This window comes from Nocardia araoensis NBRC 100135, from assembly GCF_000308435.1.
In the GTDB taxonomy this organism is placed as follows: domain Bacteria; phylum Actinomycetota; class Actinomycetes; order Mycobacteriales; family Mycobacteriaceae; genus Nocardia; species Nocardia araoensis.
The window spans coordinates 35,575-60,109 of the sequence record NZ_BAFR01000035.1; the positions used below are offsets into that span (position 1 = coordinate 35,575).

General features: G+C 69.7%; 18 protein-coding genes. 11 read left to right on the plus strand and 7 right to left on the minus strand.

Features of this window, described 5'->3' with window-relative positions; genetic code table 11:
• Positions 1 to 143 precede the first annotated feature (143 nt).
• Positions 144 to 1,385 (plus strand): M20 family metallopeptidase, encoded by a 1,242-nt coding sequence (locus ON21_RS05225; protein ID WP_083880404.1) that lies wholly within the window; start codon positions 144 to 146, stop codon positions 1,383 to 1,385.
• A 59-nt stretch (positions 1,386 to 1,444) separates the two neighbouring features.
• Positions 1,445 to 2,650, plus strand: a complete 1,206-nt coding sequence (locus ON21_RS05230; protein WP_051020363.1) for a M20 family metallopeptidase — start codon at positions 1,445 to 1,447, stop codon at positions 2,648 to 2,650.
• 234 nt (positions 2,651 to 2,884) lie between these two features.
• On the opposite strand, the gene ON21_RS05235 is transcribed toward ON21_RS05230, so the two are convergent.
• The gene (locus tag ON21_RS05235) at positions 2,885 to 3,358 is read right to left on the minus strand and encodes a gamma-glutamylcyclotransferase family protein (protein WP_039796248.1); all 474 of its coding nucleotides are present in this window, start codon (positions 3,356 to 3,358) and stop codon (positions 2,885 to 2,887) included.
• Positions 3,359 to 3,532: 174 nt separating this feature from the next.
• Between ON21_RS05235 and ON21_RS05240 the strand changes: the two genes are divergently transcribed.
• From ON21_RS05240 to ON21_RS05255, 4 genes are all read left to right on the plus strand, one after another.
• Positions 3,533 to 4,936: an NAD(P)H-quinone dehydrogenase gene (locus ON21_RS05240; protein WP_039796203.1), complete on the plus strand. Its 1,404-nt coding sequence runs from the start codon at positions 3,533 to 3,535 to the stop codon at positions 4,934 to 4,936.
• 466 nt (positions 4,937 to 5,402) lie between these two features.
• Positions 5,403 to 6,293, plus strand: a complete 891-nt coding sequence (locus tag ON21_RS05245; RefSeq protein ID WP_245562469.1) for a hypothetical protein — start codon at positions 5,403 to 5,405, stop codon at positions 6,291 to 6,293.
• Positions 6,294 to 6,366: 73 nt separating this feature from the next.
• Complete coding sequence (locus tag ON21_RS05250) at positions 6,367 to 7,389, plus strand: DUF8176 domain-containing protein (RefSeq protein WP_245562470.1); 1,023 nt, start codon at positions 6,367 to 6,369, stop codon at positions 7,387 to 7,389.
• A 136-nt stretch (positions 7,390 to 7,525) separates the two neighbouring features.
• On the plus strand, positions 7,526 to 8,704 hold the full coding sequence (locus tag ON21_RS05255) for an aminotransferase-like domain-containing protein (protein WP_039796205.1): 1,179 nt from the start codon (positions 7,526 to 7,528) through the stop codon (positions 8,702 to 8,704).
• A 27-nt stretch (positions 8,705 to 8,731) separates the two neighbouring features.
• Here ON21_RS05255 and glpK read toward each other — a convergent pair whose 3' ends face one another.
• Together glpK and ON21_RS05265 are read right to left on the minus strand one after the other, a co-directional pair.
• Positions 8,732 to 10,231, minus strand: coding sequence for a glycerol kinase GlpK (glpK, locus tag ON21_RS05260; protein WP_039796206.1), 1,500 nt, complete (start codon positions 10,229 to 10,231; stop codon positions 8,732 to 8,734).
• Between the two features lie 77 nt (positions 10,232 to 10,308).
• A complete protein-coding gene (locus ON21_RS05265) occupies positions 10,309 to 11,238 on the minus strand; it encodes a zinc-binding dehydrogenase (protein ID WP_039796207.1) in 930 nt (309 codons plus the stop codon).
• Between the two features lie 123 nt (positions 11,239 to 11,361).
• On the opposite strand from ON21_RS05265, the gene ON21_RS05270 reads away from it, so the two are divergent.
• Positions 11,362 to 12,030, plus strand: coding sequence for a TetR/AcrR family transcriptional regulator (locus ON21_RS05270; RefSeq protein ID WP_039796208.1), 669 nt, complete (start codon positions 11,362 to 11,364; stop codon positions 12,028 to 12,030).
• 205 nt (positions 12,031 to 12,235) lie between these two features.
• The gene (locus ON21_RS05275; protein WP_039796209.1) at positions 12,236 to 13,969 is read left to right on the plus strand and encodes a glycerol-3-phosphate dehydrogenase/oxidase; all 1,734 of its coding nucleotides are present in this window, start codon (positions 12,236 to 12,238) and stop codon (positions 13,967 to 13,969) included.
• 37 nt (positions 13,970 to 14,006) lie between these two features.
• On the opposite strand, the gene ON21_RS05280 is transcribed toward ON21_RS05275, so the two are convergent.
• Positions 14,007 to 14,789, minus strand: coding sequence for a DNA-formamidopyrimidine glycosylase family protein (locus tag ON21_RS05280; RefSeq protein WP_039796210.1), 783 nt, complete (start codon positions 14,787 to 14,789; stop codon positions 14,007 to 14,009).
• Positions 14,790 to 14,825: 36 nt separating this feature from the next.
• Positions 14,826 to 19,871 carry an ATP-dependent helicase gene (locus tag ON21_RS36735; protein WP_444543659.1) on the minus strand — a complete coding sequence of 1,682 codons (5,046 nt, stop codon included), beginning with the start codon at positions 19,869 to 19,871 and terminating at the stop codon, positions 14,826 to 14,828.
• Here ON21_RS36735 and ON21_RS05290 point away from each other — a divergent pair.
• The 3 genes from ON21_RS05290 to ON21_RS05300 are packed head-to-tail and all read left to right on the plus strand — an operon-like array spanning position 19,836 to position 22,212.
• Positions 19,836 to 20,384, plus strand: a complete 549-nt coding sequence (locus ON21_RS05290; protein WP_039796212.1) for a histidine phosphatase family protein — start codon at positions 19,836 to 19,838, stop codon at positions 20,382 to 20,384. The genes ON21_RS36735 and ON21_RS05290 overlap by 36 nt on opposite strands.
• 47 nt (positions 20,385 to 20,431) lie before the next feature.
• A complete protein-coding gene (locus ON21_RS05295; RefSeq protein WP_039796213.1) occupies positions 20,432 to 21,379 on the plus strand; it encodes a patatin-like phospholipase family protein in 948 nt (315 codons plus the stop codon).
• The gene (locus tag ON21_RS05300; protein WP_039796214.1) at positions 21,376 to 22,212 is read left to right on the plus strand and encodes an SDR family NAD(P)-dependent oxidoreductase; all 837 of its coding nucleotides are present in this window, start codon (positions 21,376 to 21,378) and stop codon (positions 22,210 to 22,212) included. Before ON21_RS05295 ends, ON21_RS05300 begins: the two co-directional genes overlap by 4 nt.
• A gap of 54 nt (positions 22,213 to 22,266) precedes the next feature.
• Here ON21_RS05300 and ON21_RS05305 read toward each other — a convergent pair whose 3' ends face one another.
• Together ON21_RS05305 and ON21_RS05310 are read right to left on the minus strand one after the other, a co-directional pair.
• Entirely contained in the window at positions 22,267 to 23,454 is a 1,188-nt protein-coding gene (locus tag ON21_RS05305) for a lipase family protein (protein WP_444543660.1), read from the minus strand.
• Positions 23,455 to 23,829: 375 nt separating this feature from the next.
• The gene (locus ON21_RS05310; RefSeq protein ID WP_039796215.1) at positions 23,830 to 24,309 is read right to left on the minus strand and encodes a hypothetical protein; all 480 of its coding nucleotides are present in this window, start codon (positions 24,307 to 24,309) and stop codon (positions 23,830 to 23,832) included.
• Positions 24,310 to 24,535 lie beyond the last annotated feature (226 nt).

A 24,535-nucleotide genomic window follows, 5' to 3' on the forward strand; every position in this document is an offset into this window, starting at 1 on the left:
GGCACTTCAACCGCGTCTTGCGCGCGAAGCGAGACCGAGCCTGTTCGTTCGCGGCCCGGCTCGCGCAAACGCGAGCCACAAAGGGGCCGCGAACACGCCGCGCGAACGCGCGGCCGAACAAACACAGTGCGAGACTGTGTTGCATGCCACCATCGCGCAGCGGTCGCCAGGAAGCGCAGCACGACGGCAACGCGGTCCGCGGGGTCGACGCCACCGCTCGCGGTGACGCGGCGATCCGCGCCGCGTCCGCCGAGCTGATCGCGCTCTCGCACGCGATTCACGACGAGCCGGAGCTGGCGTTCGAGGAGACCCGCAGCGTCGCCAAGACCATCGCACCGCTCGCCGAGCGCGGCTTCGAGATCGAGCGCGGCGTCGCCGAACTGCCCACCGCCTTCCGCGCACGCTACGGCAGTGGCTCGCTGACCGTCGGCATCTGCGCCGAATACGACGCCCTTCCCGAGATCGGCCACGCCTGCGGGCACAACATCATCGCCGCCTCCGCGGTGGGCGCGGCGCTCGGTCTCGCCGAGGTCGCCGATGCGCTCGACCTCACCGTGCTGGTGTTCGGCACCCCGGCCGAGGAGAGCGGCGGCGGCAAGGTGCTCATGCTGGAGCGCGGCGTGTTCGACGATGTCGCGATGGCGATGATGGTGCATCCGGGCCCGCTCGACATCGTCGGCGCCCGCTCGCTGGCTCTCGCCGACGTGTCGGTGGTCTTCCACGGGCGCGAGGCGCACGCCAGCGCGGCGCCGGAACAGGGCCGCAACGCCGGCGACGCGGTCACCGTCGCGCAGGTCGCCCTTGGGTTGTTGCGGCAACATCTCCTGCCCGGCCAGCAACTGCACGGTATAGTCGGCGACGGTGGCGTAGCTCCCAACATCGTGCCCGGACGTGCGGAACTGCTGTATTACCTACGCGCAGTCGACTCCGCATCCCTCGACGATCTGATGCGACGAGCGTCGGCTTGCTTCGAGGCGGGCGCCCTCGCGACCGGCTGCACCCACGAAATCCGGACGCTCGCGCCGACCTATACCGAGCTGACCCCGGATCCGGAGCTGTTGCTCGTCTATCGCGAGCAACTCATCGGATCGGGACGCGTGCCGCTCGCTCCGGAGTTCGAGGCGCAACGGCCGCTGGGCAGCACCGATATGGGGAACGTCACCAATGTCATTCCGGGCATTCACCCGGTCATCGGCATCGACGCCGGTGGTGCGGTGACACATCAGCCAGGCTTCGCCGCGGCCAGCGTCAACGCCTCGGCGGATCGTGCGGTCCTCGACGGTGCGCTCGCGCTCGCGCGTACCGCAATCGCCGTCGCTCGCGATGACATCCATAGAGACAGGTTGTTGCAACGGCTAGTTCAACGACAGGAGGACATTCGGTGAGCACAACCGGCCGTTCTGCGGCGCCGGCGACGGGCCCGGCAGCGGGCATCCGTGTGGCCATGGAGGGCCTCGGCAGCTCCGCAGTGTCGGAAACCGGGGGATCAGGGCGGGAAGCGGTGGAGTCGTGGTTGGCCGATCACACGGTCGATCTCGTCCAGTGGCGCAGGCACATCCATGCCAATCCGGAGCTGTCCCGCACCGAGTTCGGCACCACCGAGTTCGTCTCGGCGTGGCTGACCAAGGCGGGGCTGACGCCGCAGGTGCTGCCCGGCGGCACCGGCCTGATCTGTGACCTCGGACCGGACGGGCCGCGAATCGGCCTGCGCGCCGACATGGACGCGCTGCCGCTGCAGGAGTTCACCGGACTGCCCTTCGCGTCGACGGTCCCCGGCGTGTCGCACGCGTGCGGCCACGACGCGCACACCACCATCCTGCTCGGCACGGCGCTGGCGTTGGCCGAGGTGCCGGAGCTGCCGGTCGGCGTGCGGCTGGTCTTCCAGCCCGCCGAGGAGGTCATGCCTGGTGGCGCGGTCGACGTGGTCGCCACCGGCGCGATGACCGGCGTCGAGCGAATCTTCGCGCTGCACTGCGACCCGCGTCTGGAGGTCGGCCGGGTGGGTATCCGCGTCGGCGCGATCACCTCCGCGGCCGACACCATCGAGCTGGTGCTCGATTCGCCCGGCGGCCATACCTCGCGCCCGCACCTGACCAGCGACTTGGTCTACGCGATCGGCTCGGTCATCACCGGCCTGCCCGGCCTGCTCAGCCGCCGCATCGACCCGCGCACCAGCACCGTGATGGTCTGGGGCGCGGTGAGCGCGGGCAAGGCGCCGAACGCCATCCCGCAGACCGGCATGCTCACCGGCACCATCCGCACCGGAGATCACGCGACCTGGTCGTTGCTGGAGCCGATGGTGCGGGAGATCGTCGACGGCCTGCTCGCCCCGACGGGCGTGCGGTACCAGCTCAACTACCGGCGCGGCGTGCCGCCCGTGGTCAACGACGAGCACTCCACCCGCATCTTCGAGGACGCCATTCGCGCACTGGGCCCCGACGCGCTGGCCGACACTCCGCAGTCCGGCGGCGGCGAGGACTTCTCCTGGTATCTGGAGGAGGTGCCGGGCGCGATGGCGCGCCTCGGCGTCTGGTCCGGCGAGGGCGAACAGCTGGATCTGCACCAGCCGACCTTCGACATCGACGAGCGGGCGCTCGCGGTCGGCGTCCGGGTGTTGAGCAACCTCGCGCTCGGCGCGGGCTCTGTCTGACCTGGCTGTCTGACCCCCAGCGCCTGCGGCGCCGGGTGTTCGCGGCCCCTTTGCGGCTCGCGTCCGAGCGGGCGAGACTCGCGCCCGCGGCGCATGCGCTTCGCCCCTCGGATGCGAGCCGGTCCGCGAACGGTGCTCGATGGCCTCGCGCTCGGCGAGGCCGGGAGCGTGACAGTGGTCCGGTCCGACCGAGAGGGTACGGCCACACCGCCGGCGTTGCGGGGTGACGCGCGGTCAGCCGAAGTTGCCCGGGCCGACGTTGCGGCTGTTGCGGGTGCGTAGGGCATGTACGTAATCCTCTGGCGCACCGGCCTTTTCGGCGGCATCGGCGATCACGCCGAGGTAGCGGGCCGAGGGCAGGCCGCCCTCGTAGGCGTCCAGCACGTACAGCCAGGCCAGCGTGGGTTCGCCCCCGTCGCCGTTGCGGGTCACACGCAGGCGGATCTTCTTGTGGATGCCGAAGTCCGAGCCCTCCCAGCGGTCCAGCCGCTGCTCGTCCTCCGGGGACACGTCGTAGAGCACGACGAACACCCGGGAACCGGGATCCTCGACGACCGTCGCGAGAGGCCCTTCCCAGCCGATGTCGTCACCGGCGAAGGTGAGCCGCCAGCCCTCCAACCAGCCCGTCCCGGACATGGGGGAGTGCGGACAGCGCTCGAGCATCTGCGTCGAGTCCATGTTGGACCCATAGGCGGCATAGATCGGCACCAGCAAAGGGTAGCCAATAACCTTCGCAGACCGCGTTCGATTGCCGCACCTGCGGCGCGCCGCCCGCCGGGGAACCGTTGCGCACCGGTAACGCGGTCGATAGTGCGAGGTGGTTGCCGGATAACGTTTACCCCGTGCCGGAGATCCCGGTGCGAAGCACGAGCGGAGGTATCAATGACCCGCATCGCGATCATCGGTGGCGGACCGGCCGGCTATGAGGCGGCCTTGGTGGCGGCCCAGCACGGAGCGTCGGTGACGCTGATCGATTCCGACGGTATCGGCGGGGCGTGCGTGCTGTGGGACTGTGTCCCCTCGAAGACTTTCATCGCCTCGACCGGCGTGCGCACCGACCTGCGCCGCGCTCGCGATCTGGGCATCACCCTGGACCCGGCCCAGGCGCACGTGGAACTGTCCGAGGTGAACGCGCGCGTCAAGGCGCTGGCGTTGGCCCAGTCCTCCGACATCCGCTCGAAGCTGCAGACCGTCGGGGTGACCGTGCTGGCCGGATACGGCGAGCTGATCGACCGGGGCACCGGGCTGGCCGCGCACCGGGTGCTTGCCAAGCTGGCCGACGGAGCGCAGCAGATCATCGAGGCGGAAGTCGTGCTGATCGCGACCGGCGCGAGCCCGCGGGTGCTGCCGGGCGCGGAGCCCGACGGTGAACGGATCCTCAACTGGCGTCAGCTCTACGACCTGGAGGAGCTGCCGGAGACCCTGGTGGTCGTCGGTTCCGGTGTGACGGGTGCGGAGTTCGTCTCCGCCTACACCGAGATGGGTGTGCGGGTGAAGTTGGTCTCCAGTCGTGACCGTGTGCTGCCCGGCGAGGACGCCGACGCGGCGCTCGTGCTGGAGGACGCGCTCGCCGAGCGCGGCGTCGAACTGGTCAAGCACGCGCGCGCCGACGCCGTCGAGCGCACCGCCGACGGCATCGTGGTCAAACTCTCCGACGGGCGCACCGTCTCCGGCTCGCACGCGCTGATGACCGTCGGCTCGACACCCAACACCGCGGGCCTCGGACTGGAGAAGGTGGGCATCGAACTCGATCGCGGTGGCTACCTGCGGGTGGACCGCGTGTCGCGCACCTCGGTGCCGGGCATCTATGCCGCGGGCGACTGCACCGGCCTGCTGCCGCTGGCCTCGGTGGCCGCGATGCAGGGACGCATCGCGATGTACCACGCGCTCGGGGAAGGCGTCAGCCCGATTCGTCTGAAGACCGTTGCCTCCGCGGTGTTCACCCGGCCGGAGATCGCGACCGTCGGCGTCAGCCAGACCGCGATCGACAATGGTGAGGTGCCCGCGCGCACGGTGATGCTGCCGCTGAACACGAACCCGCGCGCCAAGATGTCCGGGCTGCGACGCGGTTTCGTCAAGATCTTCTGCCGTCCGGCGACCGGCGTGGTGATCGGCGGCGTCGTCGTCGCGCCGATCGCCTCGGAACTGATCCTGCCGATCGCGCTTGCGGTGCAGAACAATCTGACGGTCAACGACCTGGCCCAGACCTTCTCGGTGTACCCGTCGCTCACCGGTTCGGTGACCGAGGCGGCGCGTTTGCTGATGCGGCACGACGACTTGGACTGAGCGCCATTTGGCGTATCCGGTGTCATGTCCCATCCCGGACATCGCGCCCGGTGAACTCGGGGTGGGCGCGGGGTGCGGGCGGTCTTGCCACCCTTGGCTATTCATTGCGTTGCCCATCGTGCGCACATGTGGTTCACTCTCGGCAGAGATGCGATCGGCTGGACGGTCGCGGAGTTCGGTGTGGGGGGATGGGTCCTTTCCAAATCGGCACGAGCGAACGGCCCGGGCCGTTCGGCGATCAGGCGTCTCACCCAGGGACAACTGAATGCGGCCTGCCGGGCCGCACCCGGGAAGGGAATTGCGAAAAGTGAAACATCGTAAGCCGAGTCGGGCGCAGCGAGCGATGGCGAGCACCTCGTTGCCACTGGCCACTGCGGCTGCCGTGGCCACTCTCTTCGCTGCGCCGGCGGGGGCGGCACCCAACGATCCGACCACTCCGCCGACGCCTGCTCCGACGCAGCCGGGCGTGAACGAGTCGCCGAGCACCCCGGAGACCACTCAGCCGGAGCCGAACAAGCCGGAATCCAAGCAGGATCCGCAGAAGCCGGAGAGCAAGCCGACGCCGAGCCAGCCCGGTGTCACCACCCCGGAGTCGGATCATGCCGCGCCGGACCAGAAAGACCCGAAGCTGGCCAAGCCGACCCAGCCGGGCGTGACCCCGCCGCGCGTCGCGCCGCTGCCGGTCCCCGGTCAGCAGAAGCCGAGCGAGCCGCTGCCCGCGGTCGTGCCGGACCAGGCCGCGCCGCAGCCGGGTCAGCAGGCCGTGCCGCAGCCGGGCCAGCAGGCCGCTCCGCAGCCGCAGCAGGGCACTCAGAACGACAACGCCCAGGCACGGCAGCCGGAGAGCTCCACGCTGGTGCAGCCGCAGGCGCAGCCGCGCTGGCAGGCGCCGCGTCTGGAGTCGGCCCCCGCAGCTCCGGTCGTGGAGATGACCGGCCCGCACGCGGAGATCGGCGCGAACATCGACGGCGGCACCCTCCTCCCCGGCCACGTGGCCAACACCCACCACTTCAGCAACGAGGCCGGTTACGTCGGCACCATCGGCTACCGTACGCCGACCGGCTCGGGTGAAGCGGGCGTCTCGGTGGAGTTCGTCGACAAGAACACCGTCAAGCTGACCACCTACACCGGTGGGGAGGGCTTGGCCTCGAACAACACCACCACGGTGTTCGACACCACCCAGCTGAACCAGGCCAAGGCCGCGGTGGAGGACTGGATCCGCGAGCAGCCGGGCGGAGCAGCCGCCCTGGATGCCGCCGCACAGGTTAAGCTTCCGCTTCAGCCGGGCGATTTCGCTCCGCAGACCGTCGACGTGGGTGGTGTCACCACCCAGTGGGGTGGTTCACTCCAGTACTGACACGTGCTGTTCTCGACGGGTGGGGCGGTCGTTCGCGGCCGCCCCACTTGTGTGTCCTGGGAAAGGATTGGGTGTGACCTCCGAGGGTGATGCGAGGGAGAACGAATCCGACCAGTCCGGTTCGGAGTTCGGTCCGTCGTTGGGGGAATTCGGGCCGCCGGTTGCCGAATTCGGACCCCCTGTTTCGGAATTCGGTCCGCCCGTTTCGGAATTCGGTCCGCCGATGGGGGCCGACACCGGGCCGCGCTGGCAGGTGCCGCAGCAACCTACCGATCACCCGGAACTGACGTGGCGGCCCGCGGGCGAGCCGGAAACGACCCCCGCACTTCCGTCGCAGTTCCGCGCGCCGGATTCCACCGTCTATGCCGGGCCTGCTTCCGCCGCTCCCGAGCAGCCTTCTGCCGGAGCCGAGGGCTCGCAGTCCAAAGGCGGCGAGCCGCAGGAGTCCTGGTGGAACCAGCCGACCGCGGAGGGGGGCGTGCCGAAACCTCCGGCGCCGTCCGAATCGGGTCTGTCCTGGGCCGAGGACCCGATCGCCATGCGGCTGGCGCTACGCGTGCCCACCACGCCGGCGCCTGCCCGGCGCAAGGGCTCCTCGCCGCGGTGGATCGTGCTCGGTGTGGTCGCGGCGGTCGCGGTGCTGATCGCGCTGACCGTGACCATCATCGTGTCGAGCGGGAGCGATGACGGCGGAGGCGACACGGCGGCCGCGGGCGCCACGAGCACCGCGGTGGTGGACTGCCCGACCCGCACCGAGGGCAAGGTCACCTTCGGCAATGGTGCGGGCGACACGAGCAGTGGGGTCCGGGCGATTCTCGGCTTCGAGCACGCGTACTACTCCGAGCGCAGCGCCACCCGCGCGCACACGTTCGTGGCACCGGGGGCGAACGTCGAACCACCCGCGGACCTGCAGAAAACGATCGACCAGCACATCCCGCAGGGCACGGCCTATTGCCTGCGGATCGCGGAGATCACCCCTGACCGCTACAACGTCGAGATCACCGAGCGCCACCCCGACGGCACCGAGGCCCAGTACTTCCCGGTGATCACGACCGTGACCCTGGACGGACGGACCCTCATCTACCTGATCGATTGAGTCTCCCCGGCGGCCGCGCCGCCGACGGAAGCGGTGCGCGGAATATGTCTCATATATTGGGAATAAGATTTCATATTCTGGTAGGCGATGTGAAACAGTGAGGACACGCGTACCGTGGCGTCCTTCTGGAGGTTTCATGTCGGCGATCACTCCACCCCTGGCCAGGCGTCTCGACGGCCTGACGAGCTCGGCGATTCGTGATCTGCTGAAGGTAGCCGCGCGCGAGGACATCATCAGCCTGGCCGGTGGCCTGCCCGACGAACAGTTGATGCCGCGGGACCGGATCGCCCAGGCGGCGGAGTCGGCGCTGGCGGACCGGGCGCGTCTGCAGTACACCGAATCGGCCGGGTGGGGGCCGCTGCGTGAAGTGCTCGCGGCGCGCGAGACGCAACGGCTGGGGCGGCCGGTGCCGCTGGAGGAGGTGTTCGTCACCCACGGATCGCAGCAGGCGTTGTCGCTGCTCGCCGAGGTGCTGCTGGATCCGGGCGCGCTCGTCGTGGTCGAGGATCCGGCGTACGTCGGCGCGTTGCAGGTGTTCCGGGCCGCCGGCTCCCGCATCGTGACGGTCCCGCTGGACGCCGAGGGTATGCGGGTCGACGCGCTGGCCGAACTGCTCGGCCGCGGTGAGCGGCCCGCGGTGGTGCACACGGTGAGCAATTTCCACAATCCGCGCGGTGTCACCATGAGCCCGCGGCGGCGACGGGAGCTCGCCGAGCTCGCCGGCCGGTTCGGGTTCTGGGTGATCGAAGACGATCCCTACGGCGAGCTGTGGTTCGACCGGCCCTCGCCGGAGCCGATCGCGACGTATTCGCCCAACGTGATCCGGCTGTCCAGCGTGTCGAAGATTCTCGCGCCGACCTTACGGGTGGGCTGGATGGTCGCGCCGAACGCGGTGTGCAGGGGCGTGGAGTTGCTGAAGCAGGGCGCGGACCTGTGTGGTTCGGCGCTGACCCAGCAGATCGCCGCCGATCTGCTCGCCGACGCGGGCTGGGTGGCCGGACAGGTCGAGGAGATCCGGCGGGTCTACGGTGCGCGTGCGCGCGTCCTGGTCGACGAACTGCGCACCCGGTTCGGCGACCGACTGGTGAGCACCGATGCCGCGGGCGGGATGTTCGTGTGGGTCGACTTCACCGATGGGACCGACACCGTGAACTTGTTGCCCCACGCCATCGATCTCGGCGTCGCCTACGTCCCCGGCGATGCGTTCGCGGTATCCGGCGCCCATCGGAATTCCATGCGCCTGTGCTTCACCACCTCCGACGCGGCGACGCTTCGCGAGGCGGTCGCGCGCTTGGCGACGGCGATCGGTGGATAGCTTCGGGCAAGGAAACCGGTACGCCCGTCAGTCCACCCACCCGTAGGTGCGCTCGACCGCCTTGTTCCACGCGGCGAAGCGCTCGTCCCGGTCCGCCTCCGACATGGTCGGATGCCAAGTTTTGTCGGCGGTCCAGTTGTCGCGGATGTCGTCGGTGCCCGACCAGTAGCCGACGGCGAGCCCGGCCGCGTAGGCCGCACCCAGCGCGGTGGTCTCGCTGACCACCGGGCGCACCACGGGCACGTCGAGGACATCGGATTGGAACTGCATCAGCAGGTCGTTGGCGACCATGCCGCCGTCCACCTTGAGCGTGGTCAGCTCCAGGCCGAGCCGCTGGGACTCGGCGTCCGCGCGCATCGCGTCGACCACCTCGCGGGTCTGGAAGGCGGTGGACTCCAGCACCGCCCGCGCCAGGTGCGCTTTGGTGACGAAACGGGTGAGACCGGCGATCACGCCGCGCGCGTCCGGACGCCAGCGGGGCGCGAACAGACCGGAGAAAGCGGGCACGATGTAGGCGCCGCCGTTGTCCTCGACGCTGCGAGCCAGCGGCTCGATCTCGTCGGCGGAGGAGATGATGCCGAGATTGTCGCGGAACCACTGCACCAGCGAGCCGGTCACCGCGATGGAGCCCTCCAAGGCGTAGACCGTGTCCGCGTCACCCAGGCGGTAACACACGGTGGTGAGCAGGCCGTGCTTGCTGAACACCGGCGTGGTTCCGGTATTCAGCAACATGAAATTGCCGGTGCCGTAGGTGTTCTTGGCCTCGCCGGGCGACAGGCACGCCTGGCCGAAAGTGGCGGCCTGCTGGTCGCCGAGGATGCCCGCCACCGGCACCCCGGCCAGCGGTCCGGAACCGATCGGCGCGTACACCTCCGAGGAACTGCGTACCTGCGGCAGCATCGACTCCGGCACGCCGAACTCCCGGCAGATCGCCGGATCCCACCGCAACGTCCGCAGATCCAGCAACATGGTGCGGGAGGCATTGGTCACGTCGGTGATGTGCTCGCCGGTGAGCTTCCACAACACCCAGCTGTCGACGGTGCCGAAGCACAGCTCGCCGGCCTCCGCGCGCTCCCGCGCACCCGGCACGTTGTCCAGGATCCAGCGCAGCTTCGGCCCGGCGAAGTAGGTGGACAGCGGCAGGCCGGTGCGGTCCTGGTAGCGGCCCGGTCCGGCGTCGCCGCCCAGCTCGGCGCACAGTCGGTCGGTGCGAGTGTCCTGCCAGACGATCGCGTTGTACACCGGACGGCCGGTCTCGCGATCCCACACCACGGTCGTCTCGCGCTGATTGGTGACGCCCACCGCGGCGATGTCGCCTGCGTCGAGGCCGCTGCGCTCGAGAACCTCGCCGAGGACGAGTTCCGTATTCCGCCAGATGATTTCGGGATCGTGCTCGACCCAGCCCGGTCGCGGGAAGATCTGCTCGTGCTCCCGCTGGGCGACGCCGACGACGCGCCCCTGCCGGTCGAAGACGATGCACCGACTAGAGGTCGTACCCTGGTCGATGGCGGCCACATAGCGACGCATCCGTGCAGTGTATTTTGGCCGCGACTTCGTCGCGGCGTTTCGCGGCTGTGTTGATCTCCCACGGGTGTCCGCCCACCTCAGCGCAGTTCGAGCACTGCCTTGCCGTGCAGACGGCGGGAGAGCAACGCTTGTGCGGCTTCACCGATCCGAGTCCAATCCCCGCGCCAGGCGATGCTCGGGTCCAAGGTGCCGGTCGCGACCTGTTCGGCCAGCCAGCTGAGATCCGGGCCGAGATCTGCGCACGCCAACAGAAAGAACGTGGTGATCGACCGGTCGTGGCGGCCCCGATCGCCGAAGAACGCCCCGAAGGGGAACGTCTCGTCCGCGCCGGCGGCATGACCGACGGCAACCACGGTGCCGCCCTCCGACAAACGCTGGTAGGCGTCGACGAGTTGCGGGCCGCCCACCAAGTCGATCACGCCGTGGACCGGGGCCCGCAGGGCGGCGGGACCGCTGATGACTTCGGCCGCCCCGAGTTCGCGCAGGCTTCGCTCGTGGGCGGCGGGATCGCCGGTCGACGCGATGACATGCGCTCCACCGAGACGAGCGAGCTGGACCGCATAGCGGCCGGTGCCGCCGGTCGCTCCGGTGATCAGTACTCGCCGCCCCAGAATGGGTCCGAGTCGATGTAACGACCGCAGCGCGCTCGCTCCCGCGACCGGAACGGTGCTGATGGCCGCCAGGTCCGCGCCCACCGGGATCGTTCCGACGAGATCCGTGTCGACCGCACGCAATTCCGCCCAGGCCCCGGTCCAGCCGAGCGTGACCACCGGCGTGCCGACCGGCGGTCCGGAGCCGTCGGCGGCCGCCTGCTCCACAATCCCCGCCGCGTCCCACCCGAGCACGGAACCTTCGGGTGCATCGGCGAGCACGTAGCGGCACTCTCCGTCATTGAGTGAGGTCGCGGTCACGCGCACCACCGCCTGATGCGGCGTGGGGTCCGGATCCGCTACTTGCCCGATACGCAACCCCGAGGGCACGGAGCGGTCGACAACCAATGCGCGCATTGCACAACGCCTTTCGAGGGAGGGGAGGCTGTGTGGCCTGGTGACGCCAAACATGCCACTGAGTGGCAAATGGTGTCAAGTGGCGATAGCTCCTCGGAAGCGTAAAGGCGTTATGCTGAAGTCATGACCGAAGCCGCGATCGATCGCCTGCCGCTGCGCGAACGCAAAAAGCAGCGCACTCGTCAGGTTTTGATCGACACTGCTCTGGAACTGTTCACCGACCGCGGCTTCGACGACGTCACGCTCGACCAGCTGTGCGATGCCGTCGACGTCTCCAAGCGCACCTTCTTCCGGAACTTCACCAGCAAAGAAGACGTGGCGATGGCGCCGCTGCGGCAGCTGTGGGCCGAATTCCTCGCAGATCTGGCCGATCGCTCGACCGGCGCCGGGCCCCTGCATCGGACTTTGCAGGACAGCCTGCTGGCGGCCCTGAGCCGGATGCCCCCGGATGGCTGGGCGGATCGTGCCGCACGCAGTCACCGCCTCGCGCGGTCCACACCATCGATGGGCGCGAACAACCTGCAATTCTGTTCTCGGACGGTCGGCGAGGCCCTGGAGGTCCTGCGAGAACGTTTCGACATCGACCCGTGCGCCGATCAGCGCCCCCGCCTCGCGCTGGACATCGTTGTCGCCGCATTCCACTGCGCACTCGATATCTGGAGCGCCGGCGCCGACAAACCCGAAACGGGTTCGCTCGCAAATCACCTGCGTCGCGCGTTCGACGCCGTACCCGAGGCTCTCGCCATGATTCCGGTGCCGCGATCGGAAAATCGATCCGGTGATTCCCGGTAGCCGCATCCGATGGGACGCGACCGTCGGTGCGGGCCGCCTCACTGGGTTGTGGCATGTCCTCGACGTTCGGCTAGGGTTGGAGATTGTTACCGACGAGTAGGCCAGGATGACACGAACCGGGCGCGGGTGGTCGATTCGCGCGGTTCGCCTAGCCTGGAGCTGAACGCTCGATCGGACACATCCGCGTCGGCTGGAGGAGTCGAGCATGGCCAAGAAACCGGAATCGCAGCTTCTCGGGCCGGAGCAGCGCAGGGCGGCCTGGGAGCGCTTCGGCAAAGATCATTTCGATGTGGTCGTCGTCGGTGGGGGCGTGGTCGGGGCCGGTATCGCGTTGGACGCGGCGACCAGGGGCTTGCAAGTCGCTTTGGTCGAGGCCCGTGATTTCGCGTCCGGGACCTCCAGCCGGTCGTCGAAAATGTTCCACGGCGGGCTGCGCTACCTCGAGCAGCTGGAGTTCGGATTGGTGCGCGAGGCCCTGCGCGAGCGCGAGCTCACGTTGTCCATGCTGGCGCCGCACCTGGTCAAGCCCCTGCGCTTCCTGTATCCGCTGACCAACCGGGTGTGGGAGCGTCCGTACGTGGCGGCGGGACTGGTCCTGTACGACACCATGGGTGGGGCGAAATCCGTTCCAGGGCAACGTCATCTCACTCGCGCGGGCGCGTTGCGGCTCGCGCCGGGGCTGCGGCGGGACTCGCTGATCGGCGGTGTCAGCTACTACGACACGGTCGTCGACGACGCACGTCACACCATGATGGTGGCGCGCACGGCCGCACACTACGGCGCGGTGATCCGCACGTCCACGCAGGTGGTCGGGTTCCTGCGGGAGGCGGACCGGGTGGTCGGCGTCAAGGTGCGCGACACCGAGGACGGTCGCACGGGCGAGGTCCGTGGACATGTGGTGATCAACGCGACCGGCGTGTGGACCGACGAAGTCCAAGCGTTGTCGCATCAGCGCGGCCGGTTCCATGTGCGGGCTTCCAAAGGCGTGCACATCGTGGTGCCCCGCGACCGCATCGTGAGCGACACCGCGATCATCCTGCGCACCGCGACCTCGGTGCTGTTCGTCATCCCGTGGGGCGCGCATTGGATCATCGGCACCACGGACACCGAGTGGAACCTCGACCTCGCGCATCCGGCCGCGACCAAAGCCGATATCGACTACTTGCTGGAACGCGTGAACGAGGTGCTGGTCACCCCGCTGACGCCGGACGACATCGACGGCGTGTACGCGGGCCTGCGCCCGTTGCTGGCGGGGGAGAGCGACGAGACCTCCAAGCTCTCGCGCGAACATGCCGTCGCCCGGGTCGCACCCGGGCTGGTCGGCATCGCGGGTGGCAAGTACACCACCTACCGGGTGATGGCACTCGACGCGGTGGACGAAGCGGCGCAGGACATTCCGGCGCGGGTCTCGCCGTCGATCACGGCGAAGGTGCCGTTGCTCGGCGCCGACGGCTATTTCGCGCTGGTCAACCAGACGGTGCAACTGGCCGAGACCTATGGGGTGCATCCGTACCGGATCAAGCATCTGCTGGATCGATACGGCTCGCTGATCAGCGAGGTCATGGCCTTCGCCGACGAGAAACCCGAGCTCCTGCAACCGATTACGGACGCACCGTCCTACCTCCAGGTGGAGGCGGTCTACGCGGCGGCGGCCGAGGGCGCGCTGCATCTCGACGACATCCTGGCCCGGCGGACCCGGATCTCGATCGAGTACCCGCATCGCGGAGCCAACTGTGCGGAACAGGTCGCCGGGCTGGTCGCGCCCATCCTGGGCTGGGACGACGAGGAGCTCGACCGGGAGGTCCGCACCTATCAGGCGCGGGTCGACGCCGAGATCCACTCGCAGACCCAACCGGACGATGCGTCCGCCGACGCTCTGCGGATCGCCGCGCCGGAGCCGCGCCCGCAGATTCTGGAGCCGGTGCCGTCCGAGGGCTGAGTTGCTCGCAGCTCCGGCGGCCCGCCGTCGAACGGGCTCATTCGGCCGGGACGGGCTGACACCGGGGACAGAAGAAGATGCCGCGCTCTCGTTGCGCCACCCGGTCGTAATCCGGTGCGGTGTCACCGAGCAGGTCGGCCGCGAGCGGAGTGCCGCAGCGCTGACACGGGCGATGTGTCCGCCCGTAGGCCAACACGCGCCGCGGAGGCTTCGCTACCGCTTCGGCCAGGATGCGGTGTGCTTCGTTGACCAAGGCCAGCAGGTCCGGGACATCGCCGACCCTCGTCGCGGGGTGGACGCGGCGCAGAAAGCAGACCTCGCTGCGGAAGACGTTCCCGATACCGGCCAGATTGCGCTGATCCAGCAGCGCGACACCGATGGGTTGATCCGGATACCGCTCCAGACGCCGGACGGCTTCCGCCGCATCCCAATCCGGGCCCAGCAGATCGGGTCCGAGATGGTCGACGATGTGGTGCTCGTCACGCACCCGCACCACCTCGACGGTGCCCAAGGAGAACCCGACGGCCTCGACATCCGCGGTGCTCAGCACTACCCGCGCGGCGACGCGCGGTTTTGTCCAGCGCTGTCCGCAGTGGAACACCCGCCAGCTGCCCTCCATCTTGAGGTGAGTGTGAATACTCACCGTGGGCGTCCGGATGAACAGGTGTTTCCCGTAACTGCCGACGCTCTCCACCGACTGTCCGCGCAGATCCACCGTCGCGTAGCGCGGCACCCGGAAATCACTGCGGGTCAGTTCTTTTCCCGCCAGAGCGGCGCGCAGCCGTTCGGCGGCGAGAAAGACGGTGTCACCCTCGGGCACGGGGCAGCTCCGTCGAGTCGGCGCGGGGTCGCGGGCTCACGGGCGGCTCCGGAGGCGCAGGCCGCGCGGGGTGGCCGAGAAACCCGCTTCGGTGAGGAATCCGGCGAACGTATTGCCGTGCACGGTCTCTCCGTTGACCCGGTCGATGACCAGCGAGTCCACCCGGCGGCGGTGGACCAGATCGGCCAGCGCCGCGGCGGCCGCGCGGCGGGCGTCGGGGTCCTCGGTGAAGGTGAGCAGGGTCTTGCCGCCCCGCTCCAGATACAGGACCAGATCGCCGTCGACGAGCACGACCAGCGCCCCGGCTTTGCGTCCGGGGCGATGCCCGCCGTCGACGTCGCTCTTCGGCCAGGCCAGCGCGGCGCCGTAGGGGTTCGCGGGATCGCACGCGGCCAGCGCCAGCACCGTGCCGGTCGGTTCCCTGGACTCGGGGCGGGCGCGTTCGGGGTCGAAGGAGCGCAGCCGGTCCACCACATCGGTGGTGGAGAACTGGGCGCCGCCGAGCAAGTCGACGAAATAGCCGCGGCGGCAGCGGCCCCGGTCCTCGAATTCGGTGAGCACCCGATACATCAGCGCGAAACCGCCGGGCACGCCCTCGTTCTGCACCGAGCCCCTGGTCAGCACGCCGTACCGCTCCAGAAGTAGATCCGCGGTCGCGTGTGCGCGCACCGTGTTGTCCGAAACTCGCTCCGGAAGCAGCGACCATCGCCCGGCGACCGAGGGCGGCCCGGAACGGGTGGGCATGCTCGGCCGGGGCAGGTAGGCCCGCCCGCGCGGCGCGCGCCGGGGAGTGCGGTGGGCCGTCGTGGTCCGGGTCGTGCCGGACAGCAGCGCCCGCACCGGCGCGAACGTGTCACCGGAAACCATTCCGGCCCAGACCAGTTCCCACAGCGCGGCGGCCGCCGCGGTGTCGTCGAGCAGGCCGGTGGCGTCGGACAGCTGCCGGAAGAAGTACGCACCGCCGCCTTGCGGCACGGGGATGAGTCGCTGTGCGGGGGCGTCGGAGATCGAATGTCCCGCACCGTCGGCGTTCTTCGAGCCGACCGGTGATCGCCTGTCACGTCGGCCGTTGTCCGACCCGTTCGGTGTGGCGCCACCGGTGTGGTCGGCCGTCTCGGTGGATCGCCGGTGGGTGCCGTGACCGTCGGCCGCGCTGCCGGACGGCGGATCCGGCTCGTCCAACGGCACGGGCGCGCGATCCGGAACGGTTTCCGCTGGGTCGGGCGGCGTCCACGGCACCAAGGTCGCGCCCAGCGCGCCGAGCAGGCGCAATTGGACGTCGGTGAGGTCGACCTCGTCCGGCGGCGGGAGGGTGAACGGCGCCTGCTCGGCCGGATGCAGGGCGATCCATCCGTCCTTGGCGGTGATGGCGCCGTGCCCCGACCAGATCACCTCGCCCGTCGCCATGAGTTCGTCGAGCATGGCGGGGGTGTAGTCGCGCACCCGCGCGGGCAGGACGAGTGATTCCCAGGCGGACGCCGGGATCGGTACGCCCGCGAGCTGTTCCACCACGGCCGCGACGCCGTCGACGCCGCGCAACTCGCCGCTGCCGACGTGCTGCCAGGACGGGAGAAAGCGTCCGAACGCGGCGGTGGAGACCGGCTCGACCTCGTGCCGGGCGGCGGCGAGCGATCGGCGGCGCAACCGGCGCAGCACCTGCGCGTCACACCACTCCGCCCCGGCCGCTCCGGGCGTGAATTCGCCTTCGACCACCCGTTTTTCGGCCACGAGCCGGTGTAGTGCGGTGGCGGCGACCGCGGTGCCGAGCCCGAACCGGGCCGCCACCGCCTCCGTCCCGAACGGGCCGTGCGTGCGGGCGTAGCGGCCCACCAGGTCGCCGAGCGGATCGGCCACCGGCTCGATGAACGCCGACGGCGTTCCGATCGGCAGCGGAACCCCGAGCGCGTCGCGCAACCGGGCCGCGTCCTCCACCGCTGCCCACCAGGTGCGCCCCGCGAAGGAGACCTCCAGCGCACGGCGTGCGGACACGAGGCTCTCGAACCAGGGGACGGGATCGTCGTCGGAGCGTTCTGCGGCTTCGGCGGCGGTGAGCGGCCCGAGCAGCCGTAGCAGATCCGCCAACCCCTCGGCGTCGCGTGCGTGCCGCTCGGGGGTGAGCCGTTGCAGTTCCCGCTCGGTTTGGTCGATGACCGCGGCGTCGAGCAGTTCGCGCAACTCGACCCGGCCGAGCAGTTCGGCGAGCAGACCGGAATCGAGGGAGAGCGCGGCGGCCCTCCGCTCGGCCAGCGGGCTGTCGCCGTCGTACATGAACTGCCCGATGTAGTCGAACAGCAGGGCGTTGGCGAACGGTGACGGCGTCGCGGTCTCCACCTCGACCAGCCGGATCCGGCGCCGCCCCACCTGACCGAGCAGGTCGCGCAGCGACGGCAGATCGTAGACGTCGCGCAGGCATTCGCGCACCGTCTCCAACAGGATCGGGAATTCGGGGAACTTGCGCGCCACGTCCAACAACTGGGCCGAGCGCTGCCGCTGCTGCCACAGCGGAGCTCGTTTACCCGGGTCGCGGCGCGGCAGCAGCAATGCGCGCGCGGCGCATTCGCGGAAACGGGAGGCGAACAGCGCCGAGCCGCCCACCTGTTCGGTGACGATGTCGTCGATCTCGTCGGACTCGAAGACGAACAGTTCGGCGCCGGGCGGATCATCGGTGGTATCGGGCAGTCGCACGACGATGCCGTCGTCGGAGGCGTTCGGCGCGGCGTCCACGCCGAACCGTTCCCGCAGCCGCGCCCCGATGGCCAGCGCCCAGGGGGCGTGTACCGGAAGACCGTAGGGGGAGTGCAGCACCAGCCGCCAGTCGCCTAGTTCGTCGCGGAACCGCTCCACCACCAGAGTGCGGTCGGTGGGCAGGTGCCCGGTCGCGGTGCGCTGTTCGTCCAGGAGTGTGAGCAGATTTCCGGTCGCGTTGTCGTCGAGCCCGGCGGAGCGCATGATGTCGGCGATGCGTTCCGGCGCGGACGTGCCATCTGTGCCGTCGTTTCTCGAATCCGACTGCACGCGAGCCTGTTTCGAGGCTTTCGGCGGTGCGCCGCCGCGTCGTGACATCCGCTCGGTGCTCGCGGGACCGGCCGATTCGGCAGCGCGGTCCTGGGCGACCGTGCGCACGAACTCGCCGAGAGCCGCGCCGAGTTCGGCGGGACGGCCGAGCCCGTCGCCGTGCCAGAACGGCAACCGTCCCGGCTGTCCGAACGCGGGCGTCACCAGCACCCGATCGAAGGTGATCTCCTCGATCCGCCAGCTCGTCGCCCCGAGCGCGAACACGTCGCCGACCCGGGACTCGTAGACCATCTCCTCGTCGAGCTCCCCGACCCGGGACGCCTTCTCGCCCACCATGTACACCGCGAACATGCCGCGATCGGGGATGGCTCCGCCCGAGGTCACGGCCAGCCGTTGCGCACCGGGCCGTCCGGTGAGCGTGCCCGCGTCGCGATCCCAGACCAGCCGGGGACGCAGCTCGGCGAACTCATCGGACGGGTACCGCCCGGAGAGCAGGTCCAGCACCGATTCGTAGGCCGAGCGCGGCAGCGACGCGTAACTGCCGGTGCCGCGCACGACGTCGAACCACGCGTCGACATCGATCGGGTCTAGCGCGCACGCGGCGACGGTCTGCTGCGCGAGGATGTCCAGCGGATGCGCCGGGATCTGGATCGCCTCGATCTGTCCCGCCGTCATCCGCCGCGACGCCACCGCGCAGTGGATGACGTCGGTGCGGTGCTTGGGGAAGATCACCCCGCGCGAGATCTCGCCGACCTGATGCCCGGCGCGGCCGATCCGCTGCAATCCGCTGGCCACCGAGGGCGGCGCCTCCACCTGGACCACCAGGTCGACCGCGCCCATGTCGATGCCGAGTTCCAGGCTGCTGGTCGCGACGACGCAGCGCAGCCGCCCGCTCTTGAGATCGTCTTCGATCAGCGCACGCTGCTCCTTGCTGACCGAACCGTGATGCGCGCGCGCCAGCAGCGGCCCAGCGCCGTGGATGACCTCGGTGGACGGGCCGAGCTGGGCGGGCGGCTTGTGCTCGGTCTCCACCGGCTCGCCCAGTCGCGCCGCGTAGGCCTCGTTCAACCGGGCGGTGAGCCGCTCGGCCAGTCTGCGGGAATTCGCGAACACGATGGAGGACCGGTGTTCCAGCACCAGCTCGACGATCGCCTCGTCCACATGGGGCCAGATCGATCCCGGCTGATCGGACTCGCCCGGCTCGGTCATGTCCGCCACCGGCACGCGCACCGACAGGTCGAACGTCTTGGGCGCGGGCGGCGCGACCAGGGTGATCGGCGCGTTGCCGACCAGGAACCGTCCGACCTCCTCCGGTGGCCGGACGGTCGCCGACAGCCCGATGCGCTGGGCGGGCCGCTCGGTGAGCAGATCCAGCCGGGCCAGGGACAGCGCCAGGTGCGAGCCACGCTTGGAACCGGCGATGGCGTGCACCTCGTCCACGATCACCGTGCGCACGTCGCGCAGCGTCTCCCTGGCGGCGGAGGTCAGCATGAGGAACAGCGACTCCGGCGTGGTGATCAGGATGTCCGGCGGGGTGCGCAGCATGGACCGCCGATCGGACGCGCTGGTGTCGCCGGAACGGACCCCGACGGTGATCTCCGGCGGCTGCAGCCCCAGGCGTTTGGCGGTCTGCGTGACGCCGACCAGCGGCGCCCGCAGATTGCGTTCCACGTCCACCGCCAGCGCTTTCAGTGGGGACACATACAGCACGGAGGTGCCTGCCCGCTCCGGCCGCTGCTCCCGCCCGGCCAGCTGGTCGATCGCCCACAGGAATGCCGAGAGCGTCTTGCCCGACCCGGTCGGCGCGACGACCAAGGTGTGCTCGCCTGCCGCGATCGCCTTCCACGCCCCGAGCTGAGCGGAGGTCGGCGCGGGGAACGCGCCGTCGAACCACTCCTGGGTCGCGGGGGAGAACTGGGCCATGGATTCAGTGTGCACCGGCCCACCGACAAGCACGCCCGTACCGTTTCGTCGAGCGAAGCGGGAGCAATCGAACAACGGCGGCCGACGCCGGGCCGTACGCTTCCACAGGTGCAAAAAGTGCTCAGACTCGACCTGGTCAGCCATGGCATGACCGAGGCGATGCGGAAGGCACGTTTCCCGGTGGACGAGTCGCTCACCGAGGCGGGCAGGCGGGCGGTCGCCGGGTGCGGGCCGCTCACCGCGGCGCGCGTGCTGACCGGCCCGGAACGCAGGACAGTGGAAACCGCCGCGTTGCTGGGGCTGCTGCCGGACGAGGAGGACAACCGGCTGCGCGACCTGGACGCGGGCGCCTGGCGCGGCGGCGAACTGATGTCGGTGCCCCAGGACGAGCTGTACGCGTGGCTGACCGACCCGGCGTTCCGCGGCCACGGCGGTGAATCCGTGCTGGACGTGATCGAACGGACCAGGCTCTGGATGGCCGAGGTCGCCGCGCGGTCGGTGTCCACCATCGCGGTCACCCACCCGGCGGTCGTGCGGGCCGCGCTGCTGGTGACGCTGGATGCCCCGCCGAAATCTTTCTGGCGCATCGACATCCCGCCCGGCAGCGTCACCCGCCTGCACTATCGCGGCGAATGGACACTGCACTTCACCGCCTGAGCCGATCGGGGTGGCTTTCGGGCCGAGTCGGACTAGTGTCTGAGACTATGGGTAACAACAAAGGGTCGCGACGGCGCGGCCTGGCCATCGGATGCGGGGGCACCGTGGGGGCGGCCTGGATCGTCGCCGCCCTCGCCGCCGCCCGGGACGTGCTCGATTGGGATCCGCGCGAGGCCGATGTGCTGCTCGGCACCTCCGCGGGCGCCGAGACGGTGACGATGCTCGGCAGCGGCGTCTCGGTGGACGACCTGGTCGCGCTCCAGCGCGGCACCACGACCGACCCGATCCTGCGCGAGCATCGCGCCGCCGAGCCCGGCCGTTTTCCGCCGCTACCACGCCCGCGGCTGGGCTCGCCTCGACTGCCGCTGCGCCGCCACCAGCCGGGCCAGGCGCTCTTGGCCGCGGGCAGCGGACTGCTGCCGGTCGGCGGTGGCGACCCGAGCTGGCTGCAACGGCTGGCCGATCGACTGAACCCCGGCCGCTCCTGGGTGTCGCATCCGGCGACCCGGCTGGTGGCGATGGACTACGCGACGGGCGAGCGCGTCGCGTTCGGTGCGCCGGGCGCTCCCGCCGCGACCATCGGCGCCGCGCTGCGAGCATCCTGGGCTGTTCCCGGCTGGTTCCCGCCGGTCACCATCGGGGGTCGCCGCTTCGTCGACGGTGGCGCGGGCTCGACGGCCTCGGTGGACCTGCTGGTCGCCGAGGACCTGGACGAACTGCTCGTGCTGGCTCCGATGGCGTCCGCGGCTCGGATCCCGGCCACCGGCCCCGGTCACCTGCTGGAACGGCAGCTGCGCGATCGGATGAGCGACAAACTCCGCGCCGAGATCGCGCGGCTGCGCGCCGCGGGCACGAAGGTCCTCTTCGTGGGGGCGACCGCCGAGGACCTCGCGGTGACGGGACCCAACTTCATGGACGGCCGCCGCCGCCTGGCCACCTTCGAACACAGTCTGCGCAGTACCCGCCGCGCGCTCGAACAGGGAGCATTCGCATGAGATTCCTCGGATCCGATTACCCCGCGATCGACCTGCGCGAGGCGACAGTCCTGATCACCGGAGGCGGACGGGGAATCGGCCGGGCCACCGCCGAGGTGTTCGCCGCGAAAGGATCCCGTGTCGTACTCGCCGACGTAGACAAACCCGCCGCCGAGGAGGCGGCCCGCGCGATCGGTGCGAGCGCGTTCGAGCTGGACGTGCGCTCGCGCGGGCAATGGGACGCGGTGGCCGCGGCGGTCGGCGGAATCGACGTGCTGGTCAACAACGCCGGTGTCATGCCTGCGGGCGCTTTCCTGGAGGAACCGGACGTGGTCGGTCAGGCCACGCTGGACATCAACGTCTGGGGTCTCATCCACGGCATGCGCGCCGTCGCGCCGGGCATGATCGAGCGCGGCCGCGGCCATATCGTCAACGTCGCCTCCCTGGCGGGCAAGATCCCGATTCCCGGGCTGGCCGTGTACAACGCGAGCAAGTTCGCCGCGGTGGGACTCTCGGCGGCGACCCGCCTGGAATTCGCCGGGCAGGGCGTCAGCGTCAGCTGCGTCCTGCCGTCGGCCGTGCGGACCCGGCTGTCCTCGGGATTGACGCTCGGCCGCGGCATGCCGACCGTCGACCCGGAGGATGTCGCCGCCGCGATCGTGCGCACCTGTGTGACTCGCAGAGCCGAGGTGGCCGTGCCGAATTACCTCGGTCCGGTGGACATCGCGCTGGCCGCCGCGCCGGAACGCGCGGTGCGCCTGATCCGTGGCCTGTTCGACGGGGATCGGGCGCTGCACCCGTCCGACGAGAAGGCCCGTGCGCAGTACGAGAAAGAGGTGCGTTCCATCAGCTGACGGAAACGAAAAGCGGCCCGGAAGAGGCACTCCCGGGCCGCATCTCGTTCGGTTTCAGCAGTTGGTCGGTGCGGGTTCGCCGCGGAACCTGGCCTCCACGTAATTCCACGCGTCCGCGAATCCGGCGGCAGCCGCGGTCAGGTGCTCGGAGATGTCGACGGTGTGGAAGGTCAGCCGCGCACCCGCCTTGCAGTACCGGTCGGCGACCTCGGCGACCGGGTTGTAGAAGGTGAGGGTGTCGAAGCGGCCCTGCCACATATAGGTCGGCACGGCGGGCACGCCGTCGAAGTACTTCAGGCTGTTCTCCCGCAGGACGGCGTGCGCCTCCGGGCTGTCCATCAGGCTCTTGGACGCCGCCATCTGCTCCGCGCTGCGGAAGGCGCCGTGGAAGAGCAGAAACCTGCGGCAGGCGTCGTGGGTGAATTCCCGGAACCACAAACCGTTCTCGTTGAGCTGATCGGAGATCGGCAGCCGGTCCGGGTACTCCCGCTCCAGCCCCATGGCGGCGGCGAAGGCGAGGCCGAACCCGGGGTGCGGCTCGAAGCCGAGCGCCATCGCCATCTCCTCCAGGTCGGCGGGGATGCCACCGGCCACGGCGGTGGTGAGTTTCAGATCCGGCGCGTAGGTGGGTTGCATCGCGGCGGCCCACGCGGTGGCCATGCCGCCGCCGGAGTAGCCCGCGATGGCGACGGGGGAGTCGGACAGGCCGAGTTCGGCGACCTTGCGGACGGCCTTCACGCTGTCGAGGGTCATCATGCCCGCCAGGCGCGCGGCACCGTAGGCGGAGGTGGGTCCCAGATAGTCCGGCAGCGAGATGGCCCACCCGCGTCCGATGGGCAGCATCGCGCCGACGGCGTCCTGCAACTCTCCGTTGAACAGTGAGCGCGACGGATTGCATTGGGTGCCGAGGGAATTGATCAACGCCTGGTAGGAGACCAGGGGCGGGTTCTCGACCCCGGCGGGCATCAGGACCGTCGTGATGCCCATGACCGGCTTGCCCTGCGAATTGGTGGAGCGGAAGGCGACTTGCCAGCCTTCGGTCCCGATATACATACCGGTGTCGATCCTGCGGGTCCGTACGACGTCACCGGGGGCGAACGTCCCCAAGTCCGGCGGCGCCGTGTAGAAGGGATCGGGATCGGGGGTGGGATAGAGGGGTTGAGCAGTCGCTGGCAGGCCGAGCAGGCCGAGCGAGACGATGCTCACCAGCAAGATCGCGATCCTGGACGGAACTCTGGACACGGGTTTCCTTCGAAAGTCAGCCGTCACCGACCCACCGCCCCGCGGCGGGCACGCCGCGGCGTCGGCGCTTCGGACGGACCGGCACTACACGGAAAACCGCAGCGAAGCTTCGCTGCGGGGCAGAGCAGAAGGAACCGCCGCCGAGAGACCCTGAGTCGATCATGGCGGACTGCCGCACCTCCTTCGACTCCGGGACCGCCGGTAGCCGCGAAGGCGGCACCATCCGCTGCGAAGATAGCGCCCGACCTCCTCCGGGCGCCGCACCGGAACAGGCGAACCGGACATCTCACAATGCCCGAGGCCCGCCATTCGACAAGATCACTAACGGAGGTGGCCTACCCGGTCGCGCACCGACCCGGCCCCTCGTCGCGCGGCTCATGTGAAGCTGAGCACCGTCCGTCCGCCCAAGGGGCGTTGCAGGTTCACCACGACCACGCCGTACTCGCGCTTCTGCTCCGGGTTCGCGCCCTGACACGGCGGCATGCCGCGATGCAGGCCATGGATCAGCCGCACGCTCACCAGATCGGCCGATTCCTCCACCCGCGCGGTGAATCCGATGCTCGGACAGCCGACCGGGCCGGGGATGTGGATGCCGAGCTTGTCCGTCCCGTCCTCGATGTCGTATTCCGAGAAGGGCAGTGCCGAACTGGATTCCAGATCCGCGGCATGCGGGACGACGATCATCGTCCCGCCGGCGTATCGACGGGGACCGGGGTCGGCCCGCATCCCCGCCGCCGCTTCCGCGGTGGGCTCGGCAGGAGCGGGCACGCCGGGGTCCGCTTGCTGCCCGCACGCGGTCAGCGTCCCGAACGTGATGGCGGCGACGATCGCCGTACCCATCCTGCGCAGTGCCACCTTTCCACCTTCACACAGGTGGGCGTGGGTGCGGTGGAGGATGTGCGGTGTGGCACGGGTACGGCTCGCCGGAAACGGCCGGATGTCTCGACGCCGTCGTGTGCGCGTAGTCACATAGACCTCGCACAGTGCTTAGCTGGTGCCCATCGGAGTAGTGGGAAGTTGGGCAGATTGCTCAATTTCATATTCAAAGGTTGTGCGTTCAGATCTGCGGATACACGATATC